This window comes from Aminobacter sp. UC22_36, assembly GCF_044056035.1.
Classification (GTDB): domain Bacteria; phylum Pseudomonadota; class Alphaproteobacteria; order Rhizobiales; family Rhizobiaceae; genus Aminobacter.
This window is the reverse complement of record NZ_CP171996.1, coordinates 4,542,878-4,555,515: the sequence shown is the minus strand read 5'-3', so window position 1 is coordinate 4,555,515 and position 12,638 is coordinate 4,542,878. Positions and strand designations below refer to the sequence as shown.

13 protein-coding genes and 1 pseudogene are annotated in these 12,638 nt (G+C 63.4%); 7 read left to right on the top strand and 7 right to left on the bottom strand.

Features of this window, described 5'->3' with window-relative positions; genetic code table 11:
- Nucleotides 1–14: 14 nt before the first annotated feature.
- The 3 genes from ACHMW7_RS25725 to pgi all read right to left on the bottom strand — a co-directional run bounded on the left by ACHMW7_RS25725 (nt 15) and on the right by pgi (nt 2,947).
- Nucleotides 15–479 (bottom strand): GNAT family N-acetyltransferase, encoded by a 465-nt coding sequence (locus ACHMW7_RS25725; RefSeq protein WP_395448232.1) that lies wholly within the window; start codon nt 477–479, stop codon nt 15–17.
- A 31-nt stretch (nt 480–510) separates the two neighbouring features.
- Entirely contained in the window at nt 511–1,221 is a 711-nt protein-coding gene (locus tag ACHMW7_RS25720) for an HAD family hydrolase (protein WP_395451441.1), read from the bottom strand.
- Nucleotides 1,222–1,297: 76 nt separating this feature from the next.
- A complete protein-coding gene (gene pgi / locus ACHMW7_RS25715; protein ID WP_395448231.1) occupies nt 1,298–2,947 on the bottom strand; it encodes a glucose-6-phosphate isomerase in 1,650 nt (549 codons plus the stop codon).
- A gap of 263 nt (nt 2,948–3,210) precedes the next feature.
- Between pgi and ACHMW7_RS25710 the strand changes: the two are divergent.
- Together ACHMW7_RS25710 and ACHMW7_RS25705 are read left to right on the top strand one after the other, a co-directional pair.
- A pseudogene (locus ACHMW7_RS25710) lies at nt 3,211–4,705 on the top strand (PLP-dependent aminotransferase family protein).
- A 180-nt stretch (nt 4,706–4,885) separates the two neighbouring features.
- Nucleotides 4,886–6,475 carry a trimethylamine methyltransferase family protein gene (locus ACHMW7_RS25705; RefSeq protein WP_395448230.1) on the top strand — a complete coding sequence of 530 codons (1,590 nt, stop codon included), beginning with the start codon at nt 4,886–4,888 and terminating at the stop codon, nt 6,473–6,475.
- Nucleotides 6,476–6,487: 12 nt separating this feature from the next.
- On the opposite strand, the gene ACHMW7_RS25700 is transcribed toward ACHMW7_RS25705, so the two are convergent.
- The 3 genes from ACHMW7_RS25700 to ACHMW7_RS25690 form a co-directional block, all read right to left on the bottom strand.
- Nucleotides 6,488–6,886: a hypothetical protein gene (locus tag ACHMW7_RS25700; RefSeq protein WP_395448229.1), complete on the bottom strand. Its 399-nt coding sequence runs from the start codon at nt 6,884–6,886 to the stop codon at nt 6,488–6,490.
- A 71-nt stretch (nt 6,887–6,957) separates the two neighbouring features.
- Entirely contained in the window at nt 6,958–7,320 is a 363-nt protein-coding gene (locus ACHMW7_RS25695; protein ID WP_395448228.1) for a hypothetical protein, read from the bottom strand.
- A gap of 119 nt (nt 7,321–7,439) precedes the next feature.
- Nucleotides 7,440–8,150: a DUF6065 family protein gene (locus tag ACHMW7_RS25690; RefSeq protein ID WP_395448227.1), complete on the bottom strand. Its 711-nt coding sequence runs from the start codon at nt 8,148–8,150 to the stop codon at nt 7,440–7,442.
- A 130-nt stretch (nt 8,151–8,280) separates the two neighbouring features.
- Between ACHMW7_RS25690 and ACHMW7_RS25685 the strand changes: the two genes are divergently transcribed.
- From ACHMW7_RS25685 to ACHMW7_RS25665, 5 genes are all read left to right on the top strand, one after another.
- The gene (locus ACHMW7_RS25685) at nt 8,281–8,640 is read left to right on the top strand and encodes a helix-turn-helix transcriptional regulator (protein ID WP_214393876.1); all 360 of its coding nucleotides are present in this window, start codon (nt 8,281–8,283) and stop codon (nt 8,638–8,640) included.
- A complete protein-coding gene (locus ACHMW7_RS25680) occupies nt 8,624–9,085 on the top strand; it encodes an SRPBCC domain-containing protein (RefSeq protein ID WP_395448226.1) in 462 nt (153 codons plus the stop codon). The genes ACHMW7_RS25685 and ACHMW7_RS25680 overlap by 17 nt, the downstream gene beginning before the upstream one ends.
- Nucleotides 9,086–9,193: 108 nt before the next feature.
- The gene (locus ACHMW7_RS25675) at nt 9,194–9,643 is read left to right on the top strand and encodes a GFA family protein (RefSeq protein ID WP_395448225.1); all 450 of its coding nucleotides are present in this window, start codon (nt 9,194–9,196) and stop codon (nt 9,641–9,643) included.
- 86 nt (nt 9,644–9,729) lie between these two features.
- Nucleotides 9,730–10,500, top strand: coding sequence for a DUF899 domain-containing protein (locus ACHMW7_RS25670; protein WP_395448224.1), 771 nt, complete (start codon nt 9,730–9,732; stop codon nt 10,498–10,500).
- Nucleotides 10,501–10,516: 16 nt separating this feature from the next.
- The gene (locus ACHMW7_RS25665; RefSeq protein ID WP_395448223.1) at nt 10,517–10,831 is read left to right on the top strand and encodes a hypothetical protein; all 315 of its coding nucleotides are present in this window, start codon (nt 10,517–10,519) and stop codon (nt 10,829–10,831) included.
- On the opposite strand, the gene ACHMW7_RS25660 is transcribed toward ACHMW7_RS25665, so the two are convergent.
- A complete protein-coding gene (locus ACHMW7_RS25660) occupies nt 10,828–12,630 on the bottom strand; it encodes an IlvD/Edd family dehydratase (protein ID WP_395448222.1) in 1,803 nt (600 codons plus the stop codon). The two genes, ACHMW7_RS25665 and ACHMW7_RS25660, sit on opposite strands and share 4 nt — an antisense overlap.
- Between the last annotated feature and the right edge of the window lie 8 nt (nt 12,631–12,638).

Sequence of the window (12,638 nt, the reverse complement as noted above, 5' to 3'; positions counted from 1 at the left end):
AAGTGCCGCGAGCCTCAGCTCTCTCTTGGCGGCAGCCTTCGCATCTCGAAGCCGGTCTTGGTCGTCTGAAAGCCGGCATTTCGGTAGAAGCCAAGCGTTGCCGGGTCTTTCGAGCCGGTCAGCAGCATCACCTTGTAGCAACCCAGCGCCCAAGCCGTTTCGACAGCATGGGCGAGCACCGCTTTGCCATAGCCGTGGCCGCGAAAATCGGCGTGTGTCACGACGTTCTCGATCAGTGCATAGGATGCGCCGCTGCGGACGAAATTCGGGATGACGACAAGCGTGCAGGTGGCGACGAGGGTTGTGCTGCGCACCGCGAGAAATATCGACGCGTCTTCGAGGCGCGAGAACCGCTCCCAGATAGCACGGGCCTTGCCGTCGTCGAGCGGCTCGTCGCCGGGAACGAGGTGCCGGTAAAGCTGAATGAGCTCGGGCAGGTCTTCGCCGGTCGCCCGGCGAACGATGATCTCCGATGCCATGGGAACTCCCGGGCTTTGGCAGCCACCCGACTCAGCTGTTGTTGGATGCGAGGAATGCCGGCAGGTCGGCAATCGAATCGAGCACCACGTCGGCCATCGGCGTCAGCGATTCCCGCGTGCCGGTGCCCGACAGCACGGCGATTGCCAGTGCGCCGCCAGCTTTCGCCATTTCGAGGTCGTGGCGGTTGTCGCCGACCATCGCGATCTCCGACGGCTTGAGGCCGGTGAGGTCGGAAAAGGCGTGGATCGCATCCGGCGCCGGCTTGGGGTTGGCGACCGCATCGTAGCCATAGGCGGCATCGAACATCTGGGCGACGCCGAGCGACAGCAGCGTCTTTTCCGCCCCGCCGGTCGAATCGTTGGTGGCGACGCCGAGCCGGAAGCCTGCGCTGTGCAGGCTTGCCAGCGCGTCCTTGCTGCCCGGCAGCGCCACGGCCTTGGCAGCACCTTCCTCCGCCGTCACCTCGTCGAAATGCTTGACCATCGCCACTCGCTCGGCGGTGCTGGCGGAAGGATACCAAAGCTCGACGATGTCGGCGTTGGTGCCCGCAGCGAACACCGAATCGGCCTTGAAGCAATGGGCCCCGAAATCGTAGCCGGCAGCTTCCATCAGCGCATTTGCCCGCGCCTGGTCGCCATCCGCCGCCCTCAGCGCCATCATTTCGCCGATGGCAAACCACGTCGCCTGGAAATCGACAAGGGTTCCGTCCTTGTCGAAAAGTATGCCCTTGATGCCCCGCAAATCACTCACTCCTCCGACCTTGCGCACCGGCGAAAGGGCCGATGCGCAGGTGCATGCCTGGCGCGCCGTCCGCGGCCTAATTGTCGCGTGGCGCTCTGAGGCGGTGGATATGCTCCACGAGGCCGGCTGTCGAGGAGTCATGACGCGCGGCATTTTCTCGCCCATCCACGACAGGCAGCAGTCCCGTCGCCAGTTCCTTGCCCAGTTCGACGCCCCATTGGTCGAAGGCGTTGATGCCGAACAGCTGCGCTTCGACGAAGACGCGGTGCTCGTAAAGCGCGATCAGGCGGCCAAGCATATGCGGATCGAGCTTGCGGTAGAGGAGGGTCACCGACGGGCGATTGCCCGAGAAAACGCGGTGCGGCGCGATCTTGTCGACCTCTTCGGGCTTGATGCCCTTGGTCAGCATCTGCCGCCGCGCCTCTTCCAGCGTCCGGCCCTTCATCAGCGCTTCCGATTGCGCCAGGCAATTGGCGAGCAGCAGGTCGTGATGTTCCTTAAGGTCGGGCTCATGGCCTTCGGCCGCCGCCAGGAATTCGACCGGGATGAAATCGGTGCCCTGGTGCAGCAGCTGGAAAAAGGCGTGCTGGCCGTTGGTGCCGGGTTCGCCCCACACCAGCGGACCTGTCGGCGTCACCACGCCGCCGCCTGATATCGTCACGCTCTTGCCGTTCGATTCCATGTCGAGCTGCTGCAGATAGGCCGGCAGGCGCGACAGGCGCTGGTCGTAAGGAATGACGGCGCGGGCCGGATAGTTGCACACCGCCCGGTGCCAGAAGCCGACCAGCCCCATCAGCACGGGAATGTTCTTGAGCAGCGGCGCCTCGACGAAGTGCCTGTCCATGGCGTGTGCGCCGGCCAGGAATTCGCGGAAATTCTTCGGGCCTATGGCAATCATGATCGGCAGGCCGATCGCCGACCACAAGGAGTAGCGCCCGCCGACCCAGTCCCAGAAGCCGAACACGCGCGTAGGCTCGATGCCGAAGGCGGCAACCTTGTCGAGCGCCGTCGACACGGCGGCGAAATGGCTGCCCACCGCCTTGGCACCCAGCTTCTCCTCGACCCAGCGCCTGGCGGTGGCGGCATTGGTCATGGTTTCGACTGTCGTGAAGGTCTTCGACGCGATGATGAACAGCGTGGTCCCGGCGTCGAGCCCCTTCAGCGTGTCGTGGATATGGGCGCCGTCGATGTTGGAGACGAAATGCGCGCGCGGCCCGTCATGGTACGGCGCCAGCGCCAGCGTTGCCATGGCCGGGCCAAGGTCGGAGCCGCCGATGCCGATATTGACGATGTCGGTGATCTTCTTGCCGGTGGCGCCCCCCGCCTTGCCCGAGCGGACGTCATCGGCGAAAGCCGACATCGCGTCGAGCACGGCATGCACGTCTGATGTCACGTCGTGGCCGTCGAGCATCACTGCCGCGCCCGGCGGGCTGCGCAATGCCGTGTGCAGCACCGCGCGGTCTTCGGTCACATTGATGCGCGCACCCGCAAACATCGCCGCGCGCTTGCCTTCGAGATCGACAGCCTGCGCCAGCTTTGCCAGCAGCGCCATGGTGGTGGCGTCGACAGCGCATTTCGACCAGTCGAGCAAAAGATCGTCGTCCTCGGCGGAAAAATGCTGGAACCGCTTCGGGTCGGAGGCAAATGCCGCCCGCAAGTTCTTCGGTGCGTCCTGATGGTGGTTGCGAAGCGCGGTCAGCGCTGCGTGGAAGGGTTGGTCGATCACCTGGGAACTCCGGAATTTTGCTCTGCCCGCATCGCCTACAACATCATCCTAGCAGACCTTGGAACTCATTGAGAGGCGTTGCGGCGGACTATCGCGGCAAATTTCAATCGATTCAACTGCTCGCTTTTACAACCGGCGCTGGAAAGGTTCACTGGCATAAATCTATAGGATTAGAAAAATTGATTGGTGCAACTGCTTGTGCCAAGGATAGCTTTCTATGGTCCAGCAAAGTCAAAAAGACTGGACATGCAGGAAACGTCCCCATGCCACAGCGAAACGACACGGCGATCTGGTCAGGCTTGTTCCGTATTTCGGCGGAATCAGGTCAGACGCTACAGGCCCAGATCAGGCAGGCGATCGTCGCCGCCATTCTCGACCGCCAGATCGCGGCCTCGATGCCGCTGCCTTCGTGCCGCATCCTCGCCGAAAAGCTCGGCGTTGCGCGCGGCACAGTGGTGCTGGCGTTCCAGCAACTCGTCGACCAGGGCTTCCTCGTGGCGCGCGAGCGTCGCGGCCACTTCGTCAATCCCGAAGTGCTGGCGACACCGGCCAAGCCGCAGCAGAAGAGCCCCGATCAGGCCAATGAAATCGATTGGAAGGCGCGCCGCCAGATCGCTGCCTCCGACATGCAGCCGCCGGCCAAGCTCGATAACTGGATCAAGTCGTCCTATCCCTTCGTCTACGGCCAGTTCGATCCGACGCTGTTTCCGACCGCCGAATGGCGCGAATGCAACCGCATGGCGCTGGCCGTGCTCGAGATCCGCAACTGGGCGGCCGACATGGTCGACCGCGACGACCCGCTGCTGATCGAGCAGATCCAGGCGCGGCTGCTGCCGCGTCGCGGCATCTTTGCCAATCCCGATGAGATCATCGTCACCCTTGGCGCCCAGAACGCGCTCTACATGCTGGCCACGCTCTTGATGACCAAGGGCTCAAAGGTTGCCATGGAAGACCCGGGCTATCCGGATGCGCGCTCGATCTTCCGCCTCGCCGGTGCCGACATCGAGCCGGTTCCGGTCGACCATTCGGGCATCGTCACCCAGGCGATCCCGTCGGATACCGGCTTTGTCTTCGTCACGCCGAGCCACCAGTGCCCGACGATGGTGCCGCTCAGCGCCGAGCGCCGGCAGGACCTGCTTGCCCGTGCCACGCGCAACAACCAGATCATCATCGAGGACGGCTACGACAGCCAGTTGCTCGACGAGGCGCCGCAGCAGGCGCTGAAGAGCCTCGATCGCTCGGGCCGCGTCGTCTATGTCGGCTCGATGTCGAAGACGCTGGCGCCTGGCCTGCGCCTTGGCTACATCGTCGCCTCGGCGGATCTCATCGCCGAATTGCGGGCCCTGCGCCGTTTCATGCTGCGTCATCCGCCGGCCAACAACCAGCGTGCGGTCGCGCTGTTCCTGTCGCTCGGCCACCACGAGGCGCTGGTACGACGCCTGTCGACGGCCTTTACCGAGAGGCGCAAGCGATTGGTCCAGGCGATCTCCGCTTTTCTGCCAGACTGGCAGTCGACGGACTCGGCTGGCGGTACTTCGCTGTGGCTCGAAGGGCCACGCGGCACCGACTCGCGCGGGCTTGCGGCGGCAGCTGCCGCACGCAGCGTCATCATCGAGCCGGGCGAGCGTTTCTTCGAGCATTCCGACAAGCCTACACGCTTCATGCGGCTAGGTATTTCCTCGATTGCCCTGCAGCACATCGAGCCCGGAAATCCGCGAACTGGCGACTGCCGCCGGACGTCGTCCCGCGGCCGCGTGATCCCTTTACCGGCGGCCCCTCCGTGCCGCTGGCATATATGAGTGCTCTGGCATATCCGGCGGAATCTGCTGGCCCATAGTCTGGGCCAATGGACGTTGCATAGTCGCGCAAAGGGAACGAGGCGACACGACGGTGGCATAATCACTGCGGGCCAGCCTCACAAGAATTCGGAGGACCTGCATGTCAGTTGCCATCGAAAGTCATGACCTGTCGGCGGAGCAACGCTCGCGCCGCTCCGGCGGTCGGGAAGCCAGGCGGGCGATGCGTGCCGCTCCGCTCGCCGATGACATCCGCCCCATCCGTGCCGGCCTCGAAGGTGGCCGCTTCAAGGCTTTGGCCCAGAGCGATCTCGAACGCATCCACGAAGCGGTGCTGACGCTGCTCGAAACCGTCGGCTTCGCCAACGCCATACCGAGTTGCATCGAGGCGCTGAAACGGGTCGGTGCGACCTACAGCGATGACGGCCGCATCCGCTTTCCCCGCGCGCTGGTCCTGTCGACGATCGAGAATGCTGCCCGCAACTTCACGCTTTGCGGCCAGGACCCCAAGCATGACATGCTGATCCAGGGCAAACGCGTGCATTACGGCACAGCCGGTGCCGCCGTGCATCTCGTCGATGTCGAAAAGCGCGAGTACCGCGAAAGCCTGCTGCAGGACATCTACGATGCCGCCCGCATCGTTGACGGTCTCGACAATATCCATTTCTTCCAGCGTCCGATGGTGCCGCGCGACATTCCCGATCCGCTCGATATGGATTTCAACACGCTTTATGCCTGCGTGTCGGGCACGTCGAAGCATGTCGGCACCAGCTTCACCGTGCGCGAGAACGTCGCCCCTGCCTTGGAGATGCTCTACGAGATCGCTGGCGGCGAGGCGAATTTCCGCGCCCGGCCCTTCGTGTCCAATTCCAACTGTTTCGTCGTGCCGCCGATGAAGTTCGCCGAGGACGCCTGTGGCGTGCTCGAAGCCTGCGTCGAAGGCGGCATCCCGATCCTGCTGTTGTCGGCGGGGCAGGCGGGCGCGACCGCACCGGCGGCGATTGCCGGCGCCGTTGTCCAGGCGGTCGCCGAAGTGCTGGCCGGCCTCGTTTATGTCAACGCATTGAAGCCAGGCCATCCCGCCATCTTCGGCACCTGGCCGTTCGTGTCGGATCTGCGCACCGGTGCGATGTCCGGCGGCTCGGCCGAACAGGCGCTGCTGACCTCGGCCTGCGCCCAGATGGCGCAGTTCTACGACCTGCCAGGTGGTTCGGCTGCCGGCATGGCCGACTCCAAGCTGCCCGACATCCAGTCCGGCTACGAGAAGGGCATCACCAACGTCATGGCCGGTCTGTCGGGCCTCAATCTGGTCTATGAGTCCGCCGGCATGCATGCCTCGCTGCTCGGCTTTTGCCTCGAAAGCCTGATCATCGACAACGACATGCTGGGCCAATGCCTGCGCTGCGTGCGCGGCATCGAGGTCACCGAAGAAGCGCTGTCGATCGCCACCATCTCCGAGGTCTGTCTCAACGGTCCAGGCCATTATCTCGGCAACGAACAGACGCTGAGATTGATGCAGACCGAGTATTTCTATCCTGCCGTCGCCGACCGCTTCTCGCCCAAGGAGTGGATCGAGAAGGGCAAACCCGACCTGCTGGGCAAGGCGGTCGTCGAGAAGAAACGCATCCTGGCCGAACGTTTCCCGCGCCATGTCGCAAGAACGACCGACGACAAGCTGCGCGCCCGTTTCGGCGAACTGATCAAGCTGCCGCGCTCCGGTATGGGCGGCTAGGACGGCTCGCCGCTAACCGGTGCTCAGCTCGAAACGCTCGACGACGTCGGGGTTGATCAGCTTGGCATGCAGGGCGAGCAGGACGATCTCGGCATCGAAACCGTCGCCGGCTTCAAGTGCGGCTTCGATGCGCTGCTCTGCCTCCAGCATAAGGTCGGGCCCATTGGCCTGCGCGAAGACCTCCGGGCCGGCGATGCAATAGCCGAACAATTGCGCCACCGGCGGGTACGCCTGGGATGGCGGATCGTTTGGCCAGTGATCCTTCATCAGGTTGACGATGGTGAGCTTGACGCCCTCCGGCACCAGCGCGGGATGCAGGTCGAATGTGCGCAAGGCCGCGTCCAGTTCGCGCAGGTCGCTCGAACGGCCGAACATGCCGAGAAAGCCGAGGGAAGAACGCCGTTTGGCCATGGGACATCAGTTCCTTTGGTTTCCAGTTAGTCGCTCGGTGGCGGATTTCAAAGATGGGTGGCTCGCCTCGGTCAGTTTTTTCTCCAGCGGATGGAATAGCCGTCGTCCTCTGCCGTTCCTCCCCGGCAATCGCCAAGATTGTCCAACAGGAGATGACAGATGAAAAAGATGTTCGCCATCCTTGGCACAATGCTGCTCGCAGCGCCGGCGGCGCATACCACTGCCCATGCCGACGACGACATTTCGAAGTTCTTCAAGACGGTCATATCGGGCGGCAAGTCGGGCGGTTCGAGCTGGTCGAATTCGAACAGCAACTCGTCGAAAAATTCGAGTTCCAACCGTTCGTCGAACTCTTCGAACAACTCGAGCTCCAACAGCTCGTCCAACTCGTCAGGCAACTCCAGCTCGAATTCCAGCTCCAACTCGTCGTCCAATTCAAGTTCGAACAGTTCTTCGAATTCGTCGTCGGACGACGACTGATCGCAGCCATGGCATCAAGCAAAAAGGGCTGGTGGAAACTTCCACCGGCCCTTTCGTTTTGGCTGCAACCGATCTAGCGCAGCGCCCGCGCCACCTTCCTGTACCAGCCATCGGAGGCGATGGTGTTGCGGAAGACGCGGCGACGATCCTGCCCTTCGTCCTGGCCTTCGGCACGAATGTCGGCAACGAGCTCAAGCGCCTTGCGTTCGAAAGGAATGACCTGCACCAGCGGCGCACCTTTTTCGATGATGTGCAGGCCATCGGCGCCGGTGGCGAAGAATGGAAAGTGGACCTCGGCCGTGTAGGTGTCGGTGTCGACAACGCCCGAGACCAGGTCGAAAATGCCATTTGGCCGGTTGAGCGGCTGCACGAACAGGCAGCTCCAGCCCGGCGGCGTGCGGACGGTCCAGTAGTTGTGGAACTTGCACGGCGGGGCGGGCTGGCGTGGGTTGCCTGCAACCTGGTGCGCACCGTGATTGCTGACCAGCGCACGGTCGAAGTCCCAGGCCGTGTCCACGCTCTTGCCACCGTCCGAGATTTCCATCCGCACCGTCGCCGGCAGCCTGATGATCCAGCCTGCCGTCATCGCGTCGAGAAACGGCATGCAACGCTTGATGGTCAACCCGCTGTCGCCGGTCGAAAGCTTGGCCGGGTCGACCGCTGGCAATTTGCGAAACCAGTCCGGCAGGAAGGTCTTGGCCGGTACCGGTGGCGGGATGACGCCGTCATCTTCGGGGCGGCATAAGAAGCGGATCGAGCGCGGCTTGGGCGACAATGAAAACATCGGGATCTCCTGCGTGATGGCGGGAGAACGTGCGGACCCCGGTTCTATTCCGTCCGTATCAGCACACTTGACAGGGCGCTCTTTCAGTCGTATTTAGCAAACAAGTTAATTAACAAGAATGCTAAATAAGATGATGGACGATCGCCTCGACGCCACCTTCTCCTCGCTCGCCGACCCGACGCGGCGCGCCATCCTTGCCCGGCTCGCCCAGGGCGAGGCGACGGTCAACGAACTCGCCGAACCGTTCGCCATGAGCCTGCCGGCCATTTCGCGTCATTTGAAGGTGCTGGAGCGTGCCGGGCTGATCAGCCGCGGCCGCGAGGCGCAGTGGCGGCCGTGCCGGCTGGAGGCCGCGCCACTCAAGGACATCGCCAACTGGGTCGAGCATTACCGCCGCTTCTGGGATGCGAGCTTTGACCGCATGGCCGACTATCTGAAGGAATTGCAGACAGCCAAACCGAAGGGAGGTCCCGATGACCGCAAGAACTGACACCGTCGCCGCACAGTCGCTTTCGCTTGAGTTATCGCGCGTTTTCGACGCTCCGCCAGCGCTCGTCTTCAGGATGTGGTCGAGCCCCGAACATCTGACGCGCTGGTGGGGGCCGAAGGGCTTTACGTCGAGCTGCAACAAGCTCGAGTTCCGCAAGGGCGGCAGCTACCATCTGCTGATCCATGGCGATGTCCAGGACGGCATGACCGGCACCTTCCGCGAGATCGTCGAAAATGAGCGGATCGTCTTCACCTTCGCCTGGGATCACGACCCTGACTGGCAGACGCTGGTGACGGTGACGCTCGCGGCCGAAGGCACAGGCACCCGGCTGACCTTCCGGCAGGAGCCTTTCCTCGATATCGAAACCCGCGACTCGCACATGGGTGGCTGGGGTGAATGCCTCGATCGCCTGGCCGACGCTCTCGCTGGCCGTCCCGTGGTCTGAATCTTCGCGCGCCAAGTTCGGCATTCGTTACGTGTCTGATGAATCCTGCGCTCGCCGAAGATCGTCACCGATCTTCGGATCGATGCGCCATGCCTGGGAGAATGGACGATGATGAAGGCCTATCATGGCAGCTGCCATTGCGGGGCGGTGCATTTCGAATGCCAGCTTGATCTGGCGCCCGCGGGCCAGCGCTCCAAGCCCGAACTCGACGGCGTCTGGTGGACGTCCAGCTTTCGCTGCAACTGTTCGTGGTGTGCCAAGACCCGCTTCTGGAAGAACTTTGCCCGTCCCGCCGGTTTTCGCCTCACCTCTGGCGCCGACGCGTTGACCGAGTACCGCTTCGGCGAGACCGCCATCCGCCACACTTTCTGCAGCCGCTGCGGCGTTCATCCGTTCGCTTCGGCGAGTTTCGAAATGATGGGTGGCGACTTCCACGCCGTCAACATTGCCTGCCTAGATGACGTATCGCCCGAGGACCTGGCTGCCGTGCCAGTCATCTATGAGGACGGCAAGAACGACGCCTGGGACCGGCCACCTGAGGTGACCTCCTACCTCTAGCCCTGACACTGACAGTTCAAAGCGAAGCATACCGGCCGCAATCCCGCGGCCGGCGGGAAACCTGTGTCCAAACGATGGAGAGCATTATGCAACACGAAATCGTAACTCGAGACGAGTGGGTGGCGGCGCGCCGTGCGCTGCTGGCCAAAGAAAAGGCGATGACCAGGGCGCGTGACGAGTTGAGCGCCGAGCGGCGCAAACTGCCCTGGGTCAGGATCGACAAGCAGTACTTTTTCGACGGACCCGAGGGCAGGCTCTCGCTGTCCGACCTGTTCCAGGGCCGCAGCCAGCTGTTCATCAAGCATTTCATGATGGGCCCGGGGCAGGTGCATCATTGCGTCGGCTGCTCGTTCGAACTCGACAACGCCGACAGCGTGATCGTGCATCTCGAAAACCACGATGTCAGCTACGTTGCGGTAGCGCGTGCACCATTGGCTGAGATCGAGGCCCTGAAACGACGCATGGGCTGGCGCGCCCGCTTCGTCTCGTCGTTCGGCAGCGACTTCAACTACGACTTCAACGTCTCCTACACCCCCGAACAACTGGCGGCGAAACGCGCGGTCTACAATTTCGCGCCGCTCGATTTCGAGATCGAAGATCTGTCCGGCGACAGCGTCTTCTACAAGGATGATGACGGCCTGATCTTCCACACCTACTCGACCTTTGGCCGCGGCGGCGAACAGTTCCTCGGCACTTACGGCTTTCTCGACGTGATGCCGAAGGGCCGTAACGAAAACGGGCCGTTCCACCTGCTCGCCGACTGGGTCCGCCCGCACGACATGTACGGCAAGGGCGGCATGGTCGAGCCGACCGGTCGCTACCATCCGGCCGACTGCGGCTGTGGCAAGCACGCCTGACCAAGGAGCGACGCCGATGTGTTGCGCCCTGGGAGCGCTGATCATCGCTGGGATTGCCGCCTGGCGCCGCATGCTGAACGCGGCGTCAAGCTGGCATCGCGGGGTGCGATGGGCTGCGGCGGTTGCCATGGCCCTGGCCCTCGGAGTCGGCGCGGCCGCTGCGACGCAGCATTTCGGCCACTACGCCGCGCGCGCCGAGGCCCATCGGCGCACGGTGCTGGCCGAAATCCTGGCACAGCCAATCTGCGACGGCGCGTCTACGCGCCGCCCGAATGGGGCAGTTGCTGTCGTTGCTCCACTGACCGAGGCGCTTGCGCCTTGGTTTCTCTAGTGATTGTCGCGCGGGATGCCCTTGGTCTGGGCGACGCGCTGGTACTTCACCGCCGGCTTCAGCACCATGCCTTCCGACAGCTGGTCGACCATCGAGCGCTGGATTTCCTGCCACGGCGTCTGGTGCGCCGGGAACTGGTAGCCGCCATTATTCTGCAGCTCGGCGCGGCGACGGGTGATTTCGTCGTCGGTGACGAGTATGTCGGCAGTGCCTTTCCTGAGATCGATGCGCACCCGGTCGCCCGATTTCAGCAGCGCCAGCCCGCCGCCGACAGCAGCCTCCGGCGAAGCGTTGAGGATCGACGGCGAACCCGACGTGCCCGACTGGCGGCCGTCGCCGATACAAGGCAACGAGTGGATGCCGCGCTTGAGCAGGTAGGCTGGTGGCTGCATGTTGACCACCTCGGCGCCGCCGGGGTAGCCGACGGGTCCGGCACCGCGCATGAACAGCACCGTGTTCTCGTCGATGTTTTCGGCCGGGTCGTCGATACGGGCGTGATAATCCTCCGGCCCGTCGAACACTTTTGCGGTGCCTTCGAAGGCTTCGGGATCCCGTGGGTTCGACAGGTAGCGGTCGCGGAACTCAGGCGAGATCACGCTGGTCTTCATGATCGCGCTGTCGAACAGATTGCCCTTGAGGTTGATGAAGCCGGCATCCTTCTTGAGCGGGTCCGCCACCGACCGGATGACCTTGGGGTCCATGTTTTCGGCGGCAGCGCAATTCTCGCCCATGGTCTTGCCGTTGGCGGTGATCGCGTCCGGATGCGGCAGCAGCCCTGCCTTCATCAGTTCGGCGACGACGGCCGGCACGCCGCCGGCATGGTGATAGTCCTCGCCGAGATATTCGCCGGCTGGCTGCAGGTTGACCAGCAGCGGCACATGGTGGCCGACCTTCTGCCAGTCGTCATTGTTCAGCGGCACGCCGAGATGGCGGGCGATCGCGTTGAGATGGATCGGCGCATTGGTTGAGCCGCCGATCGCCGAATTGATGACGATGGCGTTTTCGAAGGCTTCGCGGGTCATGATGTCTGACGGCTTCAGGTCTTCGCGCACCATGTCGACGATGCGCTTGCCGGTTTCGTAAGAGATCTGGCCGCGCTCGCGGTAGGGCGCGGGGATCGCCGCTGCACCGGGCAATTGCATGCCCAGTGCCTCGGCCAGGCTGTTCATCGTTGTGGCCGTGCCCATGGTGTTGCAGTAGCCAACCGAGGGCGCCGACGAAGCAACGATGTCCATGAACTGGTCGTAGTCGATCTCGCCGGACGACAGCTTTTCGCGTGACTTCCATACGATGGTACCCGAGCCGGTGCGCTCGCCCTTGTGCCAGCCGTTGAGCATCGGGCCGACCGAAAGTGCGATCGCCGGGATGTTGACGGTGGCCGCTGCCATCAGCAGCGCCGGCGTGGTCTTGTCGCAGCCGACGGTCAGCACCACGCCGTCGAGCGGGTAGCCGTAGAGCACCTCGACGAGGCTGAGATAAGCGAGGTTGCGGTCGAGCGAGGCGGTCGGGCGCTTGCCCGTTTCCTGGATCGGGTGGCAGGGAAACTCGAACGGCACGCCGCCGGCGGCAACGATGCCGTCGCGCACCCGCTTGGCCAGTTCGATGTGGTGGCGGTTGCACGGCGACAGGTCCGAGCCGGTCTGGGCAATGCCGATCAGCGGCTTGCCCGACTGCAGTTCCTCGCGCGTCAGGCCGAAATTCAGGTAGCGCTCGAGATAGAGCGCAGTCATGCCGGGATTGTCGGGATTGTCGAACCACTCCTGCGAACGGAGCTTCTTCGTCGTCTTTTGGCCGGCCATCAATTCCT